Below are 23699 nucleotides of genomic sequence, written 5' to 3' on the forward strand. Positions count from 1 at the left end.
AGACTCTGCCGCGCGGCGCGAGACTGTGTCGCCGCAGTCTGAACCACTCCCTTAGAGCATCATGACCGATCACGTCGTCGCACCCAAACGCATCACCCTGTTCAACCATCCCGCCGTCGAGCCGTCCGTCGACTATCCGCGTTCGGACAGGCTGTTGTCCGGCAATCCGCGTCGCCTGACCTGGAGCCATTTCGAGAACCCGACCGGTGAAGTGAGTGCCGGCATCTGGTCATGCGAGAAAGGGGCCTGGCGCATTGTCTTTGCCGAGCACAAGGACGAGTTCTTTGCCGTGATCGAAGGTCACGTCCGGCTGCACGAGGCCGATGGGCAGGCGGTGGACGTCCGTGCCGGTGAGGCCGCGGTCATTCCCGCCGGCTTTACCGGGGTGTTCGAGGTGATCGAGCCGGTGCGCAAGTATTTTGTCGTGGTGGAGCGCAGCGCCTCTCACGCCTGATCCGGATCGCCCATGCTGGCAGAGGGCGGCGGCACGGGACAGAAGCGGTTGACGTCCTGCACCGGCTTTTCCAGCAGCAGCACGATCGCGGTGTTGAGTGCACCGAACGACCAGGCGATGAGGAAGAATACCGAATAGGCCGTCAGCTTGTCGGCGAACAGCCGGGCACCGTGCAGGCTCAGTTCGTAGGGATCGAAGATCGAGAAGAACATCATGGTGGCGAAACCGGCGATCAGGAACGATGGCCAGAACAGCAGGATGGCTTTTTTCATAACGACAACACCCCTTTGATCATGGTTGGCCGAAGCCGGCCTTCCTGTTCCAGCCTAGTCAGGGAGTGGGGCAAACGCAAAAAGCGCCCGAACCTCCGGGCGCTGCCTGGGCCGGGCCCCGGCCGCCGTTCTCGTGGTGCCGGGCCTCATTGGCGGGTGGGCATCAGTCTGGCCAGCGCTGCAGGAGCTTGAAAAACTCGTCCTCGGGAAGCGCCCTGGAAAACCAGTAGCCTTGGCCAAAATCACAGCCTGCCGCGCTCAATAAATCCCGTTGCTCCCTCGTCTCGACCCCCTCCGCCACCACCCGGAGGCCAAGCTTGTGGGCCATGGCGATGATGGCTTCGGTGATGGCCTGGTCACTGGGGGTGGACGTCATGTCGCGCACGAAGGACTGGTCGATCTTCAGGTAGTCGATATCGAGCCGCTTCAGGTACGCCATGGCTGAGTAGCCGGTCCCGAAATCGTCCAGCGAGACCTGGATGCCCGCCCTGCGGAATTGTTGCAACTTGCTGGTGACGTCCGGACGCTCGTCCAGCAACAGCCCCTCTGTGATTTCGATGGCAATGCACTCGGCAGGCAGGCCGATTTCCTGCAGATGGTCGATCCAGGTTTCATGGGCGTGGCCGGTGAAAAACTGGCGTGGCGATTTATTGATGCTGATCTGCAGCGACATCCCCGAGGTGGTTCCGTTGCGGCCAGACTCCCACAAGCGCTTGGCCATGCCCGTGGCCTGTCGGAATACCCAGTCGCCGATCTCGTTGATGAGGCCGATGTCCTCCGCAATCGGGATGAACTGCGCCGGGCTGATCCAGCCCCGGCGCGGGTGGAGCCAGCGCACCAGGGCTTCCGCCTTGACGATTTGCCCGGTGGCGAGATCGACGATGGGCTGGTAGTACACGTCCAGTTGGTCCTGGGCCATGGCGCTGCGCAGGTCATGGCCGAGTTGGAGCCGTTCCGCAAACTTTGCCTGAATCGACGGTACGAAGTAGCAGAAACGGTTTTTGCCCAAGGCCTTGGCGTGGTACATCGCCTGGTCGGCGTTGATCAGCAGCGTATCCATGTCCTGCGCGTCTTTGGGATACAGGGTGACACCGATACTGGCCGAGACATAGGCCACGTCAGCCCCCAACTGGAATGGTCTGCTCAGTGTTTCGATGATCGATTGGGCTACCTGCTCGATCAGCGTCGGTTGCGGCAGGTTCTCGAGGATGACCGTGAATTCGTCACCTCCCAAGCGGGCTACCAGGCCCGCCTCGCGCACGCAGTCGGCAATGCGCTGGCCGGCTTGCGACAGCAGCTGGTCTCCCACCTTATGCCCCAGCATGTCATTGACCTCCTTGAAGCGGTCGAGATCGATGAACATCAGTGCCAGCGTGCTGCCCGAGCCTTTTGCGTGCTCGATGCCCTGCTGTAGCCGCTCGAGGAAAAGGCGGCGATTCGGCAGCTCGGTCAAAATATCGTAATTGGCCTGGCGCCAGATGGTTTTCTCGCTTCGTTTGCGGTCGGTGATGTCGAGAATGACGCCCACCAGGCCGCCAAGCTGACCTCCCGACTTGTTGAAGGTCGCCTTGTAGAACACGACGTTCTTGAGTGCCCCGTCGGTGGACTGCACTTCGGCCTCGTAGGTCTGGGTGCCGGGGGCGTCGAACAGGGCTTGGTCGGCGGCGTGGTAGCGTTCGGCCAAGTGGCGGGGGGAGATGCCGAAAACCGATTTGCCGATGAGCTCTTCACGCGGGAGTCCGATATAGCGCTCGAACGCCTCGTTGCAGCCCAGATAGCGTCCCGCCTCGTCTTTGTAAAACACAGGACTGGGGATGGTTTCGATGAGCTGGGAGGTGAAGTTCAGTTGCTCTTCCACAGCGCGTTCGGCTTGGCGGCGGTCGGTATTGTCGATCATCATGCCGATGATCGCCGGCCGGCCGGCAAACTCGGTACGGATGCCGAAAACCTCGACCTGTATACGGCGGCCATCTTTGCACAGACCGTCGAATGAATAGCGGCTGGTCGTTGCTTCGTTGTTGATCCGGCGGTCGATGGCTCGTTTGGCGATATGCCGAAACTCTGGCGCCGTCAGGTCCATCGGTCCGAGTGTTCCGCACAACTCCGCCTGCGTGTAGCCGAAAAGTTCGGCCAGATGGGTGTTGGTGTAGAGGAAGCGGTTGTCCTGGATGATATACACCCCGACCAGATCGTTGTGAAGGAGTTCGAGGAACAGGCTGTCCGCCTCTCGCAGCAGGTCTTCGGTCAGTGCATTGAGGCGGGAGGCTTCCATCAGGTGGCAATCACAAGGGGTGGATCTGTCCCGGTCGGGATAAACCATGGGTTGGATAGGTGGCTGAGCGACTCGTCGGCGGCGGTAAAATACCGTGCCCGAATCAGCCACATTCTACTGCATCTATCCGGGATACTTGCGGACTCGTTAGCGAAATCGTGGCCGGTAAGCGGATGACGGTGCGGCAGGCTGTACTGTGTTCGACGGTCACCGGCAAGGCGGAAGACCTGCCGTGCGGGCTTGCCTTTACGTCTGCGGGATGGGTGAAACAACCGCAAAAAAGCCCTCACCGTATCTCGGCGAGGGCTTGGCGCACCCGGGGCAGGGCGGGCTGGTCTACTTGCGGTTGCTGTACATGAAGCTTTCCATCGACGCTTCCGCCAGGTTGAACCAACCGTGTTCGAGCGTGCGGAATTTCTTCCAGTCGGTATAGATTTTCTTGAAGATGGGGTTCTTGGCCGCTTCTTCCTCGTACATCTCGAAGGCAGCTTTCTGTCCCGCCTTGAGAATGTCCAATGGATACTTGTGCAGCTTGACGCCTTTCTGCAACAGGCTCACCAGCGCCTGCGGGTTCTTGGCGTCGTATTCGGCCTGCATCAGGATGTTGACTTCGGCTGCCGCCGCTTCGAAGGCCGCCTGGTATTCTTTCGGCAGCTTGGCCCACTCCTTGGTGTTGACGAAGAAGGTGATCTGCGGGCCCGGCTCCCAGAAACCCGGGTAGTAGTAGTGCTTGGCCACTTTGTAGAAGCCGAGCTTCTCGTCGTCGTACGGGCCGACCCACTCGGTGGCGTCGATGGTGCCTTTTTCCAGCGCCGGGTAGATATCCCCGCCGGCGATGGTCTGCGGTACGGCTCCCAGGCGGGCCATGACTTCGCCGCCCAGGCCCGGGATGCGCATCTTCAGGCCCTTGAGGTCGGCCAGCGACTTCACTTCATTGCGGAACCAGCCGCCCATCTGTGTGCCGGTGTTACCGCCCGGGAAGTTGACGATGTTGTATTGGGCGTACAGCTCGCGCAGCAGCTTGAGGCCGTTGCCGTAGTACATCCAGGCGGCTTGCTGGCGCGAGGTCAGGCCGAACGGCACCGAGGTATCGAAACCGAAGGCCTTGTTCTTGCCGACATAGTAGTAGCCGCAGCTGTGCCCGCATTCCACGGTGCCGTTCTGCACGGCATCGAGCACCTGTGTGCCCGGCACGATCTCCCCGCCAGCGAACACCCGGATCTGGAACTTGCCGCCGGTGAGCTGGCTGATGCGGTTGGCCAGGGTATTGGCGCCGCCGTAGATGGTATCCAGGCTCTTCGGAAAGCTCGACGCCAGGCGCCAGCGGATGGTGGGAGCGTCGGCGGCGAGAGCAGGAGCCGACACGGCCGCGGCAGCAAGACCGGTGGCGCCGGCTTTCTTCAGAAATGAGCGTCGTTCCACGTTATATCTCCTTTGTTGTGCACTGCTGTCATCAGTGGAGCAGTCGGGCCGCCCCTGCTGAAGGAATATTCCTGGTCTCATTTGCCTTCGCCGGTCAGCTGCTTGAGCAGCTCGGCGCTCGAGTCGCTGGCGGTTTCACCTGCAGGGGCCGAGCTTTCCTCGGGGGAGGAAGGAATCTCGATGGCTCCCGCTGAGGCCGGGGAGGTGGTGTCGCCCATCTGCTGCATCGTGGCTTCGGCCTCGCTGGCACTGGTCAGCGCTTCATGGCCGACGAACGACGTCACCAGCGCCGGCATGGCAATGATCAGGCCCACCATGAGAAGCTGGATCACGACGTAGGGGATGGCTCCCCAGTAGATGTCGGTGGTTTTGATTTCCTTGGGGGCCACGCTCTTCAGGTAGAACAAGGCAAAACCGAACGGTGGGTGCATGAACGAGGTCTGCATGTTGACCCCCAGAATCACGCCGAACCATATCAGGTCGATCCCCAGTTTCTGGGCCACTGGAGCCAAGAGCGGCACCAGGATGAAGGCGATCTCGAAGAAATCGAGGAAGAAGGCCAGAAAGAACACCAGCAGGTTGACCACGATCAGGAAGCCGGTCGGGCCACCCGGCAGCGAAGTCAGCAGGTGTTCGACCCAGCGGTCGCCATCGACTCCAAGGAAGGCGATGCGGAATACCCTGGCACCGATCAGGATGAACACCACGAAGGTGGAGAGCTTCAGCGTGGAGTCCATGGCCTGCTTGAGCAGCGATACGCTCAGGCGCCGGTTGAGGAGGGCCAGAATCAGTGCGCCGACCGCCCCCATGGCGCCGCCCTCGGTCGGGGTGGCGATGCCGAGGAAGATGGTGCCCAGCACCAGGAAGATCAGCAGCAGCGGCGGCACCATCACGAACAGGGCGCGGCTGGCCAGCGCCAGCCCGTGCAGGGTGCGCGCCTCGGCGGGCAGGGCCGGCGCCCAGTGTGGCCGCACCATCGTCACGGCGAAGATGAACACCGCGTAGAACAAGCACAACAGCAGGCCCGGCGCCATCGCCCCGGCGTACATGTCGCCCACCGAGGTGCCCAACTGGTCGGCCAGCACGATCAGCACCAGGCTGGGTGGGATGATCTGCGCCAGCGTGCCGGAGGCCGCGATGACACCGGTGGCGATGCGCTTGTCGTAGCCGTAACGCAGCATGATCGGCAGCGAGATCAACCCCATCGAGATCACCGAGGCGGCCACCACGCCGGTGGTAGCGGCGAGCAGGGCGCCGACGAAGATCACGGCGAAGGCGAGCCCGCCACGGATGCGGCCGAACAACTGGCCGATGGTGTCGAGCATGTCTTCGGCCATGCCGCTGCGCTCGAGGATCAGCCCCATGAAGGTGAAGAAGGGGATCGCCAGCAGGGTGTCGTTCTTCATGATGTCGAACACCTGGCGCGGCAGGGCTTGCAGCAGCTCGGGGCGCAGCAGATCGAAGTGAATGCCGATCCAGCTGAACAGCAGGCCAACCGCACCCAGCGCGAAAGCCACCGGGTAGCCGATCAGCAGGAACAGGATCAGCGACCCGAACATCACGGGAGCCATCATTTCCAGGTTCATACGTGTTCCTCCTTGTGCGGATCCAGCGTCTGCTCGGTCGGATCGGGAGCCAGCCCCTGGAGGAAACCCACTCGCTTGATGATCTCGGATACCCCCTGCAGCAACAGCAGCGTGAAGCCGATCGGGATCAGCATCAGAACCGGCCAGCGGATCAACCCGCCTGGGTCGGACGACATCTCTCCGCTGCGCAAGGCGTCCATGAAGATCGGCCAGCCGTACCAGGCGATGATGGCCGTCATCGGCAGCAGGAACAGCACGGTGCAGACGATGTCGAGCACCGCCTGGCCGCGCTTGGAGAGCCGGCCCGCCAGGAGGTCGATGCGAATGTGCTCGTTGCGTTGCAGGGTATAGGCGGCAGCCAAAAGAAACATGGCCGAGAACAAATACCACTGGATTTCGAGAAAGGCGTTGGAGCTGACGTTGAACAGTTTCCGGATAACGGCGTTACCGGCGCTGATGAGTACGACGACCAGCACGATCCATGAGGCGGAACGGCCGATGCGTGCGGTAATCCCGTCGATGAGACGTGACAAGGCGAGCAACGAGTGCACGTAAGTCTCCTTTGTAGTTCTTCCTGATGCCGCCGCCGGTGGGCGGAACCTTATTGTTATGGCGAGCGTTGTGCCGGTCTGTGCCGGTTCGGGCTATCTAAGCACATGGAATAGTCTTTGAGAAGGCGTTTAGGTATGCGGGTTTACCCTTGGCGGTGCCAGGTTGCCCTGTCGCGAGCGAAGGAAGGGGATGGAAAAAGCGGTGCGACCCGTGCCCGGACTCGGACAAGGGGCGCACCGCCTGGTGGTTCAGCGGAGCGGGCGGGCGGGGGTTACTGCATCAGTTCCCGTAATACGTAGGGCAGGATGCCGCCGTGGAGGTAGTATTCGACCTCGATCGGGGTATCGATGCGAGAGCGCAAGATGACGTCGCGCCGGCTCCCGTCCGGGCGGGTGATGCGTAGCGTCAGTTCCTGTTGAGGCTTGAGGCCCTGCTCGATGCCGACGATGTCGAAGCTGTCGTCACTGCCGAGGCCCAGGCTTTCCCAGCTGTCCCCATTCTGGAACTGCAGTGGCAAGACCCCCATGCCGACCAGGTTGGAGCGGTGGATGCGCTCGAAGCTCTTGGCCACCACGGCCTTGACGCCCAGCAGCTGGGTGCCCTTCGCGGCCCAGTCGCGGCTGGAGCCGGTGCCGTATTCCTCGCCGGCAAACACCATGGTCGGGGTGTCGCGATGGCAATACTTCATCGCCGCGTCGTAAACCGTGGTCTGGTGGCCGTCGAACAGGGTGTAGCCGCCTTCGACCCGGCTGCCGTCGTCCTTGGCCGGCAGCATCAGGTTCTTGACGCGGACGTTGGCAAAGGTGCCGCGGATCATGACGTCGTGATTGCCGCGCCGGCTGCCGTAACTGTTGAAGTCTTTTTTCGCTACCCCTTCAGCCAACAGGTACTGTCCGGCCGGGGTGCTGTCACGGAATGAGCCGGCCGGGGAGATGTGATCGGTGGTCACCGAGTCGCCCAGCATCAGCAAGGCGCGCGCACCCCGGATATCGCCGACCTTGCCGGGCTGCATCGAGAAGCCGTCGAAGAACGGCGGTCGGGCGATATAGGTCGACTTCGGCCAGCTGTAGACGTTGCCGAGTGGCGCGGCGATGGCGTTCCACAGGTCGTGGTCGTGGGTGAAATCGCCGTACCGGCGGCGGAAAGTGTCCGGATCCATGGCGCGCGGCATCAGCGCGGCCACTTCCTCCGAGCTGGGCCAGATGTCCTTGAGGTAGACCGGCTGGCCATCCCGGCCGATGCCCAGCGGCTCGCGCGTCATGTCGATGGTGACGCGCCCGGCCAGCGCGAACGCCACCACCAGCGGGGGCGAGGCGAGGAAATTGGCGCGCAGGTTGGGGTGAATGCGGGCCTCGAAGTTGCGGTTGCCGGACAGCACCGCGGCGCAGATCAGGTCGTGGCGGGTGATGGCCTCGTTGAACTCGGGGCGCAGGTCGCCGGCGTTGCCGATGCAGGTGGTGCAGCCGTAGGCGGCGACGTTGAAGCCGAGCCGGGCCAGCGGTTCCAGCAGACCGGCCGTTCCCAGGTAGTCGGTGACCACGCGCGAGCCCGGCGCGAGACTGGTCTTGACGCGCGGGTGGACGCTCAGCCCCCTGGCGACGGCCTTTTGCGCCAGTAGCCCGGCGGCCAGCAGCACGCTGGGGTTGGAGGTATTGGTGCAACTGGTAATGGCGGCGATCAGCACGTCGCCGCTGCCGATATCCATGGCCGGCGTTTCGGATTCGGTGTCTTCTCCCGGCTCCCTGCGGTCGAGCATGGGGTGGTCGTCGACCATCTCGATCTGGTGGCGCACCGCCGGCACCGGGGCATCATCGCCGGCTGCGGCGTGGGTGGGATAACGCAGCGGCAGCTCGTCGGCGTGCTTGTTGAAGCCGTTCTGTGCCGCCGGCAAGGAAAACAGGTGGGTGAAATTCTCTTTCATCGCCGCCAGTTCGATGCGGTCCTGCGGGCGTTTCGGCCCGGCTAGCGACGGCACGATGCTGGAAAGATCGAGCCGCAGCGTCATGCTGTAGTCGATGTCGCCCGCCTTAGGCACGCCGAACAGCCCCTGGGCGCGGAAATAGTCCTCGAAGTGCTCTACTTCGCTGTCGCTGCGACCGGTCTTCTTCAGGTAATCGACCGTCTTCTCGTCCACCGGGAAGAAGCCCATGGTGGCGCCGTACTCCGGGGCCATGTTGGCGATGGTGGCGCGGTCGGTCACGGTTAGGCTGGCGGTGCCTTCACCGTAAAATTCGACGAACTTGCCGACCACTTTCTGGCGGCGTAGCAGTTCGGTCACAGTCAGCACCAGATCGGTGGCGGTGATGCCTTCGGCCAACCTGCCGGTGAGTTCCACGCCCACCACGTCCGGCGTCAGGAAGTACACCGGCTGACCCAGCATGGCCGCCTCCGCCTCGATGCCGCCCACCCCCCAGCCGACCACGCCGACGCCGTTGATCATGGTGGTATGGCTGTCGGTGCCCACCAGCGTGTCAGGAAACACCACGCCGTCACGGATCTGCACGCCGCGGAACAGGTATTCCAGGTTGACCTGGTGCACGATGCCGATGCCCGGCGGCACCACCTTGAAGGTGTCGAACGCCTGCATGCCCCACTTCATGAACTGATAGCGCTCGCGGTTGCGCTCGAATTCGAGTTCCATGTTGAGGCGCAGCGCGTCCGGGCCGCCGTAGTGGTCGATCATCACCGAGTGGTCCACTACCAGGTCGACCGGCACCAGGGGCTCGATCAGCTTCGGATTCTTGCCCATCTCGTCGGCCACGTTGCGCATCGCCGCCAGGTCGGCCAGCAGCGGTACGCCGGTGAAGTCCTGCAGCACCACGCGCGCGACGACGAAGGGAATCTCGTCGGTACGCGGGGCGTTCGGCTGCCAGGCGGCTAGCTGACGCACATGTGCCTCGGTGACTTTCTTGCCGTCGCAATGCCGCAGCACCGACTCCAGCACGATGCGGATCGACACCGGCAGGCGCGACACCGCGCCCAGTCCTGCCTCCTCCAGGGCCGGCAACGAATGGTAGAGCAGTGGGTTGCCGGGGTGTGTCTCGATGGTCTTGAGGGTATTGAACGGATTATTGTCCATGGTTTCTCCCTGCTGGTTGCGCCGCTAAAACGTACCTTTCATTATGGCCAATCGACGTGATTTCGCCGCCTTCAGGTGGCCGGCGGCACGTTGAGCCCGGCGGCGCAGGTTTCCAGCCAGTGGCAGAAGGCGCTGACGGTCGGGTCGTCCACGGCGGTGCGTGGTGCGACCCAGCAGTAGGCCCGTACCGGTACGATGGGGCTCGGCAGCGGCGTGGTCAGGCGGCCGCGGGCGATTTCGTCTTGCGCCATCGGCATCGGCCCGAGCACTACGCCCAGCCCGTCCATGGCCGCCTCCAGCGCCAGGGAGAAGCGATCGAAGTGCAGCGTGCTGGCCGGCTTCAGATCCGGTACCCCGGCCAGCGTGAGCCAGCGCTGCCAGGCGGTCGGGCGGGTGTCGGCGTAGAGCAGGGTGTGGCGGGCCAGGTCGGCGGGGCTGGCAACGGGGGCCCGCTCCAGCAGCGCCGGGCTGCACAGCGGCTGCTCCCACTCTTCCAGGAAGGGCTTGGCGATGTGGCCTGGCCAGTCGCCGGGGCCGCGCCGGATGGCGATGTCGAAGGGGGCGTCGAGGCGGCTGATGTCACGGTCGGAGGTGACCAGGTGCAGTTCCACGTCCGGGTAGGCGTCGCGAAACTGGGTCAGCCGGGGAAGCAGCCAGTGCCGTGCAAAGGTCGGGGTGGAGTTGACCGTGAGCCGCCGCAGCCGGTCCGGCTGCAACAGCTGCGAGGTGGCGTTGGCGATCAGGTCGAGCCCGTCCTGCACCTGGATCAGATAGCGCCAGCCGGTATCGCTCAGCTTGACCCGCCCGCCGGTGCGGTCGAACAGCTTCACGCCCAGCCATTCTTCCAACTGCTTGATCTGCTTGCTCACAGCGCCATGGGTGATGAAGAGCTCGTTGGCCGCGGCCGAGAAGCTTTCCAGCCTTGCTGCCGCTTCGAAAATGCGCAAGGCATTGAGAGGAGGATAGGTATTCATACTGTGATTTTAACTCACAGGCGCTGTGGCGATTACTCGTTTGTAAGCGTGGGCCAGACCGCGTAATCTTCCAGCATCAAAAAATAGGGGAGAGAATGCGATCTCCCCAGGGCGCTAGCTGGCAGGAGTCATACCTATTGCCGGCCGACTCAATCACCAACATCTCCAGCGTAAAGGTTAAGAACGATGCTTGAAGCTTACCGCCAACATGTTGCCGAGCGTGCCGCTCTCGGCATTCCGCCGCTGCCGCTTTCCGCCAAACAGACCGAAGAGCTGGTCGAGCTCCTGAAAAACCCGCCCAAGGGCGAAGAAGATTTCCTGGTCGAGCTGATCACCCACCGCGTACCGCCGGGCGTGGATGACGCCGCCAAGGTCAAGGCGTCCTTCCTGGCCGCCGTGGCCGACGGCGACGTGGCCTGTGCGCTGATCTCCCGCGAAAAAGCCACCGAACTGCTCGGCACCATGCTGGGCGGCTACAACATCAAGCCGCTGATCGACCTGCTCGACGATGCTGCCGTGGCCCAGATCGCCGCCAACGGCCTGAAGAAAACCCTGCTGATGTTCGACTCCTTCCACGACGTGCAGGAGAAAATGGACGCCGGCAACAAGTTCGCACGTGAAGTGGTCGAATCCTGGGCCAACGCCGAGTGGTTCACCAGCCGTCCGGCCGTGGCCGAGAAGATCAGCGTGACCGTGTTCAAGGTGCCGGGCGAAACCAACACCGACGACCTGTCGCCGGCACCGGATGCCTGGTCCCGCCCGGACATCCCGCTGCACTACCTGGCCATGCTGAAGAACACCCGTCCGGATGCAGCCTTCAAGCCGGAAGAAGACGGCAAGCGCGGCCCGGTTCAGTTCCTCGAAGACCTGAAGAAGAAAGGCAACCTGGTTGCCTACGTTGGCGACGTGGTCGGTACCGGTTCTTCCCGCAAGTCCGCCACCAACAGCGTGATCTGGGCGACAGGTGAAGACATCCCGTTCGTGCCGAACAAGCGCTTCGGCGGCGTGTGCCTGGGCGGCAAGATCGCCCCGATCTTCTTCAACACCCAGGAAGACTCCGGCGCGCTGCCGATCGAAGTCGACGTCTCCAAGATGGAGATGGGCGATGTGGTCGACATCTACCCGTACCAGGGCAAGATCGAGAAGAACGGCGAGAAGATTGCCGACTTCGCGCTCAAGTCCGACGTGATCCTGGACGAAGTGCGCGCCGGTGGCCGTATCAATCTGATCATCGGCCGAGGTCTGACCAGCAAGGCGCGTGAGGCGCTGGGTCTGCCGGCCTCCACCGAATTCCGCCTGCCGCAAGCGCCGGCCGATTCCGGCAAGGGCTTCTCGCTGGCCCAGAAGATGGTTGGCCGCGCCTGCGGTCTGCCGGAAGGCCAGGGCGTGCGTCCGGGCACCTACTGCGAACCGAAGATGACCACCGTCGGCTCGCAGGATACCACCGGCCCGATGACCCGCGACGAGCTGAAGGATCTGGCTTGCCTGGGCTTCTCCGCCGACCTCGTGATGCAGTCGTTCTGCCACACTGCCGCCTATCCGAAGCCGGTGGACGTGAAGATGCACAAGGAACTGCCGGCCTTCATCTCCACCCGCGGCGGCGTTGCCCTGCGTCCGGGCGACGGCGTGATCCACTCCTGGCTTAACCGTCTGCTGCTGCCGGATACCGTCGGCACCGGCGGTGACTCGCACACCCGTTTCCCGATCGGCATTTCCTTCCCGGCCGGCTCCGGTCTGGTAGCCTTTGCCGCTGCGACCGGCGTGATGCCGCTCGACATGCCGGAATCGGTGCTGGTGCGCTTCAAGGGCGAAATGCAGCCGGGCGTCACCCTGCGTGACCTGGTCAACGCGATTCCGCTCTACGCCATCAAGCAAGGCCTGCTGACCGTGGCCAAGGCTGGCAAGAAGAACATCTTCTCTGGCCGCATCCTGGAAATCGAAGGTCTGCCGAACCTCAAGGTCGAGCAGGCGTTCGAACTGTCCGACGCCTCGGCCGAGCGCTCCGCCGCCGGTTGTGCCGTGCACCTGAACAAGGACCCGATCGTCGAGTACATGAAGTCGAACATCACCCTGATGAAGGTGATGATCGCCGACGGTTACGCCGACGCCCGCACCCTGGAGCGCCGCATCAAGGCCATGGAACAGTGGATCGCCAGCGGCGAACTGCTGCAGCCGGATGCCGATGCCGAGTACGCCGCCGTGATCGAAATCGATCTGGCCGACATCCACGAGCCGATCGTGGCCTGCCCGAACGACCCGGACGACGTGAAGACCTTGTCCGACGTAGCCGGCGCCAAGATCGACGAAGTGTTCATCGGCTCGTGCATGACCAACATCGGTCACTTCCGTGCCGCTTCGAAGCTGCTGGAAGGCAAGCGCGACATCCCGGTCAAGCTGTGGGTCGCCCCGCCGACCAAGATGGACGCTCAGCAGTTGACCAACGAAGGTCACTACGGCGTGTTCGGCACGGCCGGCGCCCGTACCGAAATGCCGGGCTGCTCGCTGTGCATGGGTAACCAGGCCCAGGTGCGCGAAGGCGCCACCGTGATGTCGACCTCGACCCGTAACTTCCCGAACCGTCTGGGCAAGAACACCAACGTGTATCTCGGCTCGGCGGAACTGGCTGCGATCTGCTCCAAGCTGGGTCGCATCCCGAGCAAGGAAGAGTACATGGCCGACATCGGCGTCATCAACAAGCAGGCTGCCGACGTCTACCGCTACATGAACTTCGACCAGATCGACGAGTTCAAGGAAGTGGCCGGCACGGTCAATGTCTAAGCACGGCGAGGTTCTCCGTGTGGTGGTGTTCTCTGCGGCGGTTTGCCGCTGAGCGATGTCCCCACGGATCCCTCCGATGTGAAAAAATGCCCCGCCTAGTGCGGGGCATTTTTTTGGCGCATGCTCCGCTCGCTTCCGGTGTCATCAACAATCGTGACGGTGCCAATCCGTTGCGCTATTCCCTGGCGGGGCAGGAGAGAGCCGTAGTCCCAGTCAATTGCTCTATTCGAGTTCGGGCCAGGCGGCAATGATTCGTTTGGCGAGCTCTTTCAGCTTGTCTGTATCTTCCCGCCGCGCTGCGTGCGGAGCGAGGAATTCCCCGCTGTGCCTCGGAATCACGTGGATGTGAAAGTGAGGTACGGTCTGACCGGCCGCGCTGCCGTTCGCCTGAGCCAGGATCATGCCGGGAGGGTTCAGGGCTGCCCTGACCGCGATGGCCGCCTTGCGTGCGGTCAGCATGCAGGCCGCCGCCGCATTGTCGGAGAGTTCGAAAATCTGCGATGCGGGTTCTTTGGGGATAACGAGGAGATGACCTTCTGCCTGGGGCATGATGTCCATGAACACGAGCGTCATCTGGTCTTCGAAAACTTTGATGCATGGGGCTTGGCCACGCAGGATTTGGGCAAATACGTTGTTGGGATCGTAAGACATGATGTTTTCCGTTCGATGAGCCAGGGTTCATTGTAGTGCAGGCCGGGCGTGGTCGAGCGTCCGGAGTGATTTGCCATCAGGCCCCGAAACCGGCTCCCCGGCGCACACTCCGCGCCCGCCTCCTGTCGTCGTCTGGCCAGGTGCCGGCCGCTCAACCCGGCGCCGGCTTGCTGTTGTTGCGGCCTGTGGTTGACGAAGGCGGCCTCGAGGCCGAGTTGCGCCGGTTCGGCCAACTGCGCCATGACCGTCCAGCAAGGCAGCATCCGCTGGGCAGCGGCCAGTTCGGCGAGTGCCGGGCAGCATTCCGCCCGCAAGGGTGCGGCTTGCGGGGGGTACACAAAGCGCGGCACTCAGCGGCATCGCTCTGGAGAGCCCAAGCTGGAGCTGGCTCGCAGCAAGCGATCACGAACATGGAGCCATTCCGGTGTGTCGGGGGGCATCTCGATCAGGATGCTCTCGCTGCCGCTCGATTCCGCCTGATGCAGCACGGCGTAGAGCTGGCTGGCGTAGGCCGCCGGATCGGCTGGCAGCAGATAGCTGCGGTGCGTGCTCATCGGCAACGCGCGAAACCCGATGAAGGCGCATTTTCCGCTCGGCGCGTCCTGCGCCAGACGGGCTCGGTCGTTATTCTCGAAGCGGTGGCATGGCAGCCGGGGCGCGTAGTGGGAGTCCAGCGCGCCGGGCACTCTGGGGGCGGGTGCGCTGTGGCGCTGCGCCAGCGGCAGATAGCCGGCCAGTTGACTGGCGCTGATGCAGCCGGGGCGCAGGATTCTCGCCTCCGGCCCGGACAGGTCCAGGATGGTGGATTCCACGCCGACGCGGCAATCGCCGCCATCCAGCACGGCATCGATACGGCCCTCCATATGTTTGAGCACATGCGCGGCACTGGTGGGGCTGATATGGCCGAAGGGGTTGGCCGAAGGCGCGACTACCGCGCATCCCAGCTTGTCGAGCACTGCCTGGAACAGCGGGTGCGCCGACCAGCGCACCGCGATGGTGTCCTGACCGCCGGTAATCAGCGAGGGAACGGCTGGAGCCGCAGGCAGCACCAGGGTGAGCGGCCCGGGCCAGAAGGCCTCAGCCAGGCGGAACGCCACGGGCGGTATCCGGCAGGCCCAGCGTGTCAGATGGGAGAGGTCGGGAAGGTGGACGATGAGGGGATGGTCGGCCGGCCGGCCTTTCGCGCTGAAGACCTTGGCGATGGCCTGCGTGTCTTCGGCACAGGCGGCCAGGCCGTACACCGTCTCGGTCGGCAGGGCGACCAAGCGGCCTTCGCGTAGCAGGCGGGCGGCGCGGTCGATATCTTCGGGGTGGGCGTTCAGGTAGTCCATGCTTGGGTTCTCAAGGGTTGCAGACAGGAGGCAGGCCTGCGCAGCAGTCTGCCCGGCGGCTTCACAGCTCGGCGGCATGCCAGTCGCCATCGCGCCATTGTTCCAGTTTGTCTTCGGCGATGCGGTACAGATGCAACCAGCGGTTGGCGACGAGTCTTGCCACGTCTGGCTGGTGCGCCAGGGCCTGTTCGATCAAAACGGCGGGCGCGTCGATGCAGGCCGCCAGGCGCAAGGGTTCATGCCGCCAGCGGCTGCCGTCATGCACGGACTGCCAGGAAAGACCGATGCGCAAGTCGCCGCTATTGCCTTCAAACACCCCGATACGGCCGCCTACCACGTTATGCAGCAGCTTGTTGCCGCTGCCGAACCGCTTGGGGTCCACCACGGAAGCGAAGTACTGCATGTTGATCCAGTGCGCCACCACCAGCGGCCCAGCCAGGATGCCGGTAAGCAGCCGGGCATCCGGATCATGCTGCCAGTCGTATTCCTGCAGGAAGGCACGTCCGCCGAGGTCCAGTTGTGCCGTGCGCGCGCGCGGGGCAGCGATAAAGAAGGCATTGTTGGTCAGCCCCCATTCGGGCCGGGTTTCCGCCCAGTGATGCCCCTTTTGCCGCAGCAGCGCCAGCAGCGCGTCATCGTCGAGGTTGTCCGGCACGCCATCGATGCCGGCACGGCGGGCGCGGGCGCGTCGTTCCACCTGATCGAGCAAGGGGCGCAGCGCTTCGGCGCGCTGGCGCAAGGCCGGGTCTTGCGAGCGTGCCGGCAGAATGTGCAGCTCATCGCTATGGGTCAGATGCAGCACCGGCAGGAACACGGTGTCGGATGGAATCGCCAGGCCGGCCGAGGCCAGGCCTGCGCGCACCGCCGGACGCTGCAGCCAGTCGCTCAGCAACAGCACGTGCAGATGCCCGCCGTGCCCGCCGCAGGCGCCGCACTGCAGGGCCGAGGCTTGCGGGTTGTTGCTGCTGTGGCTGGCATGCCCGATCAACAGTACGGTGCGGGGAAAGTCGGTGCCGAGCCCCATGGCCGGCAGCAGGGTGGTCAGCACGGAGACGATGGTTTCGGTGTCTAGCTGGCGGCCTACCGACACCATGGCCTTGTCCTCGCCGTTCAGCCAGGGGTCCACTTCGGCCAACGTGGCGCGCGTCTTGCTCGGAAACGCCTTGCGCAGCAGCTTGCCGGCCTTGGTCAGGCCGGCGCTTTCCACCAGCGTGAAGGAAGACAGCGGGGCGCGCTGGAAGTGGCCCCACTCTTCGAGTCCCTTCTCCACCGGCGGCGCCAGCGCCTCCCAGCTTGGCGCCAGCAGGCCGGGCAGGCGGGGCTGGGGGCGGGTTTCTCCGGCGAAGCGGATGGCCAGCGGCAGCCCGAAAAAGCCGGCGAAACCGGCGCTGCTGGCATCGGGCATCACCTGTTCCAGCGCCCGGCGCATCGGCTCGGAACGGACATCGATACAGAACACCGCATGCAGTTCGCGGCCGATGCCGCCGGCTTGCGCGTCCTGGTGGGGCAGGGCTGCCAGCAGCGGCGCATGGGCGGCAAGCTCGGCAGCGCGTTGCCAGATCAGCTCACGGTCGCAGGCCTGCGTTGCTGGCGTCGGCACGGACCAGGCGGCTTGCCAGCGCTGCCAGCGGCTGCCGACTTCGCGTTCGCCATCGTCGAGCAGGCACTCCCAGGCCAATTGCATGGCAAGCAGCTCTTGCAGCAGCGAACAGCGCTTGCCGGCCAGTTCGGCCTGCCACAGCTGGTAGCGGCACCAAGCCGCCCAGCCGCTGTTGCGCAGCAACAGGACATAAAACCAGTCGCTGAGCCAAGGGCTGGCGGGCTGTAGCTGTGCCATCGCATGGCGGAACAGCTGGTCATGCTCCTTCGGCAAACCTGCGATCGCCTGTTGCAGCCGTTGCTTGAGCCTGGCGTCGGGGCTCGGTACTGGCTGAATCGCCATTTCCTCCAGCCACGAGCGGTACAGGCTGCGCTGGCGATTCGGCTGCCAGTCGGCCTGGTCGTGGTCGAACCAGGCGGCGCAGCATTGGCTGATCTGCTGCGTCACCACCTGGCGCCAGGTCTGCAACCCGGCATGGCCGGCCGGGTCGACGCGCAAATCGCCCAGCAGCAGCGCTGTGTTTTCCGGGCCAGGCTTGTTTGCCGCGCCGTGCAGCCACTCGTCCGGCGACAGGGTTTCGCCGTGCTCCCGCATGGCGGCGGCCAGATGCCGAGGGCTGATCAGGCCGCTGTCGTATTGCCGGCGGTAATGCGCCTCGTCGAGATGCAGGCCGCTGCCCGCCAGACGATGCAGATAGTGGTGTGCCTGGGCGAAGGGCATGTCACGCAAGCCCCAGTAGGGCGAGCTGGCCAGCAGGCTGTCCAGCGGCCAGCTTGGCGCGATGCGGTTGGCCGCTTCGATTGCCGCCGTCTGCCAGTCAAGATCGGGCTTTGTCATGAGGGGGGGCCTCCCTGAGCGCCGGAAAGGGTTGGATTGCCCGGCAGCGCCAGGCGGGAGCGTAGCGTGGCGCGCACCCACCATTCATCCAGATACAAACCGCCGAACGCCAAGGCGTAGAGCCGCTGGCTCAGCCCGTGGCCGGGGTGGCGTGCCAGCCAGCCTTGCAGCAGGTAGAGCGCGGCAAAGAACAATGCAACCAGCGCCTGACAGAGTAGCGGCGCGCCAGCATGGTCGGTCTGCAGGCTGGCGAACAGGCTATGCAGCAACAGGTAGACCTGGCACAGCGTCAAGGCCAGCACGCATCCGTGCAGCCGCTGGCACAGCGGAGCCAGCCCCAGGCCGATGATCACGACCAGCAAGAGCGGCGGCTGCAGGGGGTGGGCAAGGGCATGCGACCAGGCTTGCAGACTCAGAACCAACAGTGCGGTGCCGGCGATGCCACTGGCCAGATGCCGCCAGGCGCTGCTGGCCAGTACCGAGGCTGGTTGACGGATGGTGGTGCGCACTTGGCTGCCGGAACTGAGGAAGGCGTGGGCTTTATAAATCGAGTGAGCCACCAGATGGAGCAGGGCCAGCGAATACTGCCCCAGGCCGCATTCCAGCAACATGAATCCCATCTGCGCGCAGGTAGACCAGGCCAGGCGCAGCTTGATGCTGATACGGGTTTGCATCACCCAGCAGGCTAGGCCGGCGGTCATCCCGCCCCACAGCGTCAGTAGCCAGGCCGTGGCGGGCGCTACGCTCCAGAGCGGCGCCAGCTTGATCAGCACCATGCCGCCCAGATTGACCACGCCAGCATGCAACAGCGCCGACACCGGCGTGGGGGCCTCCATGACCTGGGTCAGCCAGCCATGGAACGGCAGTTGAGCGGTTTTCAGCAACACGCAGCACACCACCAGCACGGCGCCCAGTGCCCGCGCCGCTTGCCGTACCGGCTCGGCCAGCGGCTGCGCCGCCTCCGCAAAATGCAGGGAGCCGACCGCCCAAGTGATCAACAGCGCACCCAGTAACAGACACAGTTCAGCCAGCCGGCTGGCCACCGCCTCGCGCCGGGCGGCAATGCCGGCCTGAGGGCGGGACGGATAGAAAGTGAGCAAGGTGTGCAGCGCCCTGCTGGTCAGCAGCCAGCCGCCCAGCAAGGTCGGCCAGTCGCGGCTGGCCACTACCAGGGTCGCGCCGACGAGTAGCCAGCCAATCGCTTTCAGGTAGCGGCCCTGGCCCTGTTCGCCGCTGAGATAGCGGACGGAAAACCGCAGGATCACCCAGGCCAGCAACTGGATCAGCAATTGAAACAGCAAGCCGGGCTGGACCCCATTCACCGCCATCAGCAGGACGGCGGCAAGGGCGCCGGCAGCGGCGCTGGCTTGAGCCAGCCACCAGTGACGAACCAGCGATGGCTTGCCGATGGCCGGCAGCAGCCACAGCAAGGCAATCAACGCATGCTCGGAGAGCAACAACATAAGGACACCATGCCGAATTGAGACACCGGCACTATGCCCGCCAAATTATGTTCGGTAAAATACATTAATCCGCACAAATCAATCTATTTTATAGAATGATAAACCGCCTCAACTATCACCACCTTTATTACTTCTGGCGCGTGGCGGCCGAGGGCCACCTCACCAGAACAGCCGAACGTCTGCATATCTCGCAGTCGGCGCTGTCAGCGCAAATACGCCAGCTGGAAGAGCAACTCGGCACGCCGCTGTTCTTGCGCGAAGGCAAAAAGCTGCTGCTGACGGAAATGGGCTCTTCCGTGCTGCGCTACGCCGAAGCGATTTTCGCGCTGGGCAACGAGTTGCTGTCTGCGACCGCCAGCCAGGATGTGGGGCAGGGTGGGCAACTGCGCATTGGCAGCGTTTCCACCTTGTCGCGAAATTTTCTGGAAAGCTTTCTGCACCCGGTGTTGAGCAAGCAGGCCGTCAAGCTGAACCTGGAGGCGGGCGGGCTGGAAGAGTTGCTCAACCGGCTGAGCGCCTATGAGCTGGATGTGGTGCTGAGCAACCGTCCGGTCATCGCGGACGACAAGCACCCCTGGCGCTGCCGCACCCTGGCGCGGCAGGAGGTGTGCCTGATCGGGCCGCCGGGGCTGGTGACGGACGGCTTTGAGCTGGTCAATGTCCTGACGCGTCACCAGTTGGTCGTGCCAAGCGCGAAAAGCGAAATTCGGGTCCGCTTCGACCTGCTGTGCGAACAATTGGGCATCGAACCGCGGATTCGCGCCGAAGTGGATGACATGGCCGCCTTGCGCTTGCTGGCGCGTGACTCGGGTGCGGTGGCGCTGATTCCCGCGATTGTGGTCAAGGACGAGTTGAACAAGGGCCTGTTGGAGAAATACGGTTCGGTCCATGGCGTGGAAGAAACGTTCTACGCCATTACGGTGCGGCGCCGGTTTGAAACCCCGCACTTGAAAGACCTGTTTCAGCAGTTCTCGATACCTGGCTAGATACTGGACGCGGCCGAGCCGACACCTCCTTCGGCTGCAGGCTGTCCGTCATGTTTCACCCCCTGGGATCGTTTCCCCTGGCGTCGAACATCAGCGCTGCAAGAATGCCGATGGGCAGCAGCAAAGCCCAAAACGACAGGTTGACGTAGCCGAAGGCGCCGCCGATAGCGCCGACGGCGAAGGCAAGAATGGGCCACAGGAACTTGACGATACGCTCCCTGACGGCCGGGTCGGGGGTGGGGCAGGTCAGATCCAGCAGGTCGATCACCAACTGGGTGACATTGCCGGTCATCACCGTGGTGGGGGTGAGCTTGCTCAGCGCCAGCCGGCTCGCCGCGTTTTGCACCCCCATGCCGGCGGCGCCGAACATGCCGGCAACGAGCGCCGCCGTGGAGCGGCTGTCGCTGAGCGGCAAGGCGTACAGGCCCATCAGCATGAAGCCCGCCAACAGCGCCATCTGCATGCCATAGAGCCACGGCAGCGGGGATGTGCCTCGTTGTTCTTGCTGACGCACGATCGCTCTCGTCAGCGCGATTCCGGCCACGAAGGCGGGGAAGGCGAGAAACTTGATCAACACGCCGTGGCTGGGCCGCGCCAGTTCGCTGCCGATCAGCACGAAGTTGCCGGTGACGTGCGCGGTGAACAGGCCGAACAGCGCCACGAAGCCCAGCGTGTCCACATAGCCGGCGGTAAAGCCCAGCCCCACGCTGGTCCACGAGATGCGCGACGTGGCGCCTTTGCTAACGCTGCTGATGGCCATCGATCGAATACTCCCCCGGGCCGGCCAGTGCGATCGTGCCGAACACGATGACCAGCAGCCAGGCAAACTGGCCGGTGGCCACATCCCAATCCGGATGCACCAAGGCCATGGAAACGAACAGCAGAAACAAGATGGGCAGGGTGGCGAGGCGCGTCAGCCAGCCGGCGGCGATCAGCAGTGGGCACACGATTTCGGCAAACAGCGCCAGCACCAGCGTCACCCCGTGCCCCAGGTGCAAGGGGTCGTCGATGTGCTGCAGTTCGGCGCTGAAGTGCATCAGCTTGGGCAAGCCGTGCACGTAGAGCAGCAAGGCGCTGCCCGCCAGGCGCAGGAACAGCAGGCCGGCGTCCGGCCCCGGCAGGCGCGCCGGGTCGACGAATCTGGCAGGATGGGCTCCGCCATTATTCCGGTGGCGGGTCATATGAAGGCCCCTGCCATCACATAGCCAGCTGTCATGGCGACTACCAGCAGGGCGCCGACGGGGGAAGGCGGCGCGGGGGAGGGAATATCCAGCCAGCGGCACAGGCCGCCGACTGCGATGCCCAGGATGGAACCGATCAACAGCGCGGTCATGCTTCGTTCCTTTTTTCCAAGTCATGCCCGCCGCAGTGTTTCTTTTCCTGCGCGGGGCGGGTGGCCAGGTAGCGGTCGACTAGCCAGTACCCGGTGCTCATCATGAAAACCAGCAGGGCACCGGACAGGACCGGCGGCGACGCCGCCGGGATGCCGGTCAGCCGGCAGCCGAACCCGATCAGGAACGACAGCGCCAGGCCGAGCAGAATCTTCCAATAGTTCATGGCGATGCTCCTTCATGCCTCAGAAGGCAAAGCAACTGCAGCCGAACGCACCCCAGAATCCGGCGAAGTCGGACACCGGCACGTTTGACTTGCGCGCCTTGTCGTGCGCATGGCCGTGCACACCGCAAGCGCCGTGGCATTGGTGCGGCAGCGGAGTGCGCTGCTGTGTCGGGGCGGCGCGGTAATGGCCCGGTACGGCCCTGACCGGGGACCAATCCGGCAGGACCGGCAGCGCGGACGGGGCTAGCGGGGTGAATTCACCGGCGCCGTAGACGATGTTGCCGCCCACGACGGTCATCACCGATTCGATCCCCTTGATGGCTTCCGGCGTTACGCTGAAGTAGTCCGCAGACAGCACGGCAAGGTCGGCCAGCTGGCCGGCCTTGATCCGCCCTTTCTTGTCTTGCTCGCTGGAGAACCAGGCGCTGCCGGCGGTCCACAGTTCCAGCGCGGTTTCGCGCGACAGCCGGTTCGGTTCGTCATACAGCGGCAGCCCGCCCACCGTGCAGCCGGTAACCAGCCAGTAGAGCGCCGTCCATGGGTTGTAACTCGCCACCCGCGTGGCATCGGTGCCCGCGCCGACCGGGATGCCCATGTCGAGCATGCGGGCAACGGGCGGGGTGTGTTTGGCCGCATCCGCGCCGTAGCGCTCGACGAAATATTCGCCCTGGAACGCCATGCGGTGCTGGATGGCGATGCCGCCGCCCAAGGCGCGCACGCGTTCGATATTGCGCGGGGAGATGGTCTCTGCGTGGTCGAACAGCCAGTGCAGCCCATCGAACGGGATATCCCGATTCACCTTCTCGAACACGTCCAGCATGCGTCCGATGGATTCATCGTAGGTGGCGTGCAGGCGGAACGGCCAGCGCTTGGCCACCAGGTGGCGCACCACCTTCTCCAGCTCGTCTTCCATCTGCGGCGCGAGGTCCGGGCGCGGTTCGAGGAAGTCTTCGAAGTCGGCCGCGGAAAACACCAGCATCTCGCCGGCGCCGTTGTGGCGGAAGAAGTCGTCACCCTGGCCGGGGCTGACCATGGTGGTCCATTGCTGGAAGTCCTCCAGCTCCTGCCCCTTGCGCTGGGTGAACAGGTTGTAGGCGATGCGGATGGTCAGTTGCTTGTTCTTCGCCAGTTCGGCGATGACATCGTAGTCTTCCGGATAGTTCTGGAAGCCGCCGCCGGCATCGATGGCGCTGGTGAGCCCGAGGCGGTTCAGCTCGCGCATGAACTGGCGCGTCGAGTTGACTTGATACTCAAGCGGCAGTTTCGGCCCCTTGGCCAGCGTGGCGTACAGGATCATCGCGTTGGGACGGGCGATCAGCATGCCGGTGGGGTTGCCGGCCGCGTCGCGCTGGATCTCCCCGCCCGGCGGGTTGGGGGTGTCCTTGTTGTAGCCCACCGCGCGCAGGGCGGCGCGGTTGAGCAGGGCGCGGTCGTACAGGTGCAGGACGAACACCGGGGTGTCGGGTGCCGCCGCGTTGATCTCGTCCAGCGTGGGCATGCGCTTCTCGGCGAACTGGAACTCGGTCCAGCCGCCTACCACGCGCACCCATTGCGGGTTGGGGGTGCGGTCGGCCTGTTCCTTCAGCATGCGCAAGGCGTCGGCCAGCGACGGCACGCCCTCCCAGCGCAACTCCAGGTTGTAGTTGAGGCCACCGCGGATCAGGTGCAGGTGGGAGTCGTTCAGGCCTGGGATCACTGTCCGGCCCCCCAAGTCCACCATCCGGGTGGTGCCCGAACGGTGCTGCATCACCTCGTCGGCTTCGCCGACTGCAAGGAACGTGTCGCCTTTTATGGCCACAGCCGTGGCCTGGGGGTGTTCACGATCCACCGTGTGAATCCGGCCGTTGAACAGAATCAGATCCGCGCTCATGGGTGAGTCTCCTGG

The 23699-nt window shown here is 64.2% G+C and carries 19 protein-coding genes; 3 read left to right on the forward strand and 16 right to left on the reverse strand.

Annotated features, from left to right (window positions below; genetic code table 11):
• Positions 1 to 61 precede the first annotated feature (61 nt).
• Positions 62 to 454 (forward strand): cupin domain-containing protein, encoded by a 393-nt coding sequence (locus tag B9N72_RS06400; RefSeq protein WP_085275599.1) that lies wholly within the window; start codon positions 62 to 64, stop codon positions 452 to 454.
• Here B9N72_RS06400 and B9N72_RS06405 read toward each other — a convergent pair.
• From B9N72_RS06405 to gcvA, 7 genes are all read right to left on the reverse strand, one after another.
• On the reverse strand, positions 445 to 726 hold the full coding sequence (locus tag B9N72_RS06405; RefSeq protein WP_008952908.1) for a hypothetical protein: 282 nt from the start codon (positions 724 to 726) through the stop codon (positions 445 to 447). The genes B9N72_RS06400 and B9N72_RS06405 overlap by 10 nt on opposite strands.
• A 163-nt stretch (positions 727 to 889) precedes the next feature.
• Entirely contained in the window at positions 890 to 3109 is a 2220-nt protein-coding gene (locus tag B9N72_RS06410; RefSeq protein WP_234985896.1) for a putative bifunctional diguanylate cyclase/phosphodiesterase, read from the reverse strand.
• A gap of 225 nt (positions 3110 to 3334) precedes the next feature.
• A complete protein-coding gene (locus tag B9N72_RS06415) occupies positions 3335 to 4420 on the reverse strand; it encodes a TRAP transporter substrate-binding protein (RefSeq protein ID WP_085275601.1) in 1086 nt (361 codons plus the stop codon).
• Positions 4421 to 4497: 77 nt separating this feature from the next.
• On the reverse strand, positions 4498 to 6006 hold the full coding sequence (locus tag B9N72_RS06420) for a TRAP transporter large permease (RefSeq protein ID WP_085275602.1): 1509 nt from the start codon (positions 6004 to 6006) through the stop codon (positions 4498 to 4500).
• Positions 6003 to 6557 carry a TRAP transporter small permease subunit gene (locus tag B9N72_RS06425; RefSeq protein WP_085275603.1) on the reverse strand — a complete coding sequence of 185 codons (555 nt, stop codon included), beginning with the start codon at positions 6555 to 6557 and terminating at the stop codon, positions 6003 to 6005. The genes B9N72_RS06420 and B9N72_RS06425 overlap by 4 nt, the downstream gene beginning before the upstream one ends.
• A 272-nt stretch (positions 6558 to 6829) precedes the next feature.
• Positions 6830 to 9637 carry an aconitate hydratase AcnA gene (acnA, locus tag B9N72_RS06430; protein ID WP_085275604.1) on the reverse strand — a complete coding sequence of 936 codons (2808 nt, stop codon included), beginning with the start codon at positions 9635 to 9637 and terminating at the stop codon, positions 6830 to 6832.
• 71 nt (positions 9638 to 9708) lie between these two features.
• Positions 9709 to 10611, reverse strand: a complete 903-nt coding sequence (gene gcvA / locus B9N72_RS06435; protein WP_085275605.1) for a transcriptional regulator GcvA — start codon at positions 10609 to 10611, stop codon at positions 9709 to 9711.
• 186 nt (positions 10612 to 10797) lie between these two features.
• Between gcvA and acnB the strand changes: the two genes are divergently transcribed.
• The gene (gene acnB, locus B9N72_RS06440; RefSeq protein WP_085275606.1) at positions 10798 to 13389 is read left to right on the forward strand and encodes a bifunctional aconitate hydratase 2/2-methylisocitrate dehydratase; all 2592 of its coding nucleotides are present in this window, start codon (positions 10798 to 10800) and stop codon (positions 13387 to 13389) included.
• A 222-nt stretch (positions 13390 to 13611) separates the two neighbouring features.
• On the opposite strand, the gene B9N72_RS06445 is transcribed toward acnB, so the two are convergent.
• From B9N72_RS06445 to B9N72_RS06460, 4 genes are all read right to left on the reverse strand, one after another.
• Complete coding sequence (locus tag B9N72_RS06445) at positions 13612 to 14040, reverse strand: HIT family protein (RefSeq protein WP_085275607.1); 429 nt, start codon at positions 14038 to 14040, stop codon at positions 13612 to 13614.
• A 350-nt stretch (positions 14041 to 14390) separates the two neighbouring features.
• Complete coding sequence (locus tag B9N72_RS06450) at positions 14391 to 15371, reverse strand: L-threonylcarbamoyladenylate synthase (RefSeq protein ID WP_085275608.1); 981 nt, start codon at positions 15369 to 15371, stop codon at positions 14391 to 14393.
• Between the two features lie 61 nt (positions 15372 to 15432).
• A complete protein-coding gene (locus B9N72_RS06455) occupies positions 15433 to 17808 on the reverse strand; it encodes a YbcC family protein (RefSeq protein ID WP_085275609.1) in 2376 nt (791 codons plus the stop codon).
• A complete protein-coding gene (locus B9N72_RS06460) occupies positions 17805 to 19271 on the reverse strand; it encodes an NADH-quinone oxidoreductase subunit L (protein ID WP_085275610.1) in 1467 nt (488 codons plus the stop codon). The genes B9N72_RS06455 and B9N72_RS06460 overlap by 4 nt, the downstream gene beginning before the upstream one ends.
• Before the next feature lie 95 nt (positions 19272 to 19366).
• On the opposite strand from B9N72_RS06460, the gene B9N72_RS06465 reads away from it, so the two are divergent.
• A complete protein-coding gene (locus B9N72_RS06465) occupies positions 19367 to 20257 on the forward strand; it encodes a LysR family transcriptional regulator (protein WP_085275611.1) in 891 nt (296 codons plus the stop codon).
• Positions 20258 to 20312: 55 nt separating this feature from the next.
• On the opposite strand, the gene B9N72_RS06470 is transcribed toward B9N72_RS06465, so the two are convergent.
• Genes B9N72_RS06470 through B9N72_RS06490 form a run of 5 tightly spaced genes read right to left on the reverse strand, consistent with a single transcriptional unit; the run spans position 20313 to position 23684 of the window.
• Positions 20313 to 21017, reverse strand: coding sequence for a YoaK family protein (locus B9N72_RS06470; RefSeq protein ID WP_085275612.1), 705 nt, complete (start codon positions 21015 to 21017; stop codon positions 20313 to 20315).
• Positions 20998 to 21438, reverse strand: coding sequence for a DoxX family protein (locus B9N72_RS06475; RefSeq protein WP_085275613.1), 441 nt, complete (start codon positions 21436 to 21438; stop codon positions 20998 to 21000). Before B9N72_RS06475 ends, B9N72_RS06470 begins: the two co-directional genes overlap by 20 nt.
• Positions 21435 to 21590 carry a DUF1427 family protein gene (locus B9N72_RS06480; protein WP_085275614.1) on the reverse strand — a complete coding sequence of 52 codons (156 nt, stop codon included), beginning with the start codon at positions 21588 to 21590 and terminating at the stop codon, positions 21435 to 21437. Before B9N72_RS06480 ends, B9N72_RS06475 begins: the two co-directional genes overlap by 4 nt.
• Positions 21587 to 21814: a XapX domain-containing protein gene (locus B9N72_RS06485; RefSeq protein WP_085275615.1), complete on the reverse strand. Its 228-nt coding sequence runs from the start codon at positions 21812 to 21814 to the stop codon at positions 21587 to 21589. Before B9N72_RS06485 ends, B9N72_RS06480 begins: the two co-directional genes overlap by 4 nt.
• A gap of 19 nt (positions 21815 to 21833) precedes the next feature.
• Positions 21834 to 23684, reverse strand: coding sequence for an amidohydrolase (locus B9N72_RS06490; protein WP_085275616.1), 1851 nt, complete (start codon positions 23682 to 23684; stop codon positions 21834 to 21836).
• Positions 23685 to 23699: the final 15 nt, after the last annotated feature.

This window comes from Pseudogulbenkiania subflava DSM 22618 (assembly GCF_900177275.1).
GTDB lineage: Bacteria > Pseudomonadota > Gammaproteobacteria > Burkholderiales > Chromobacteriaceae > Pseudogulbenkiania > Pseudogulbenkiania subflava.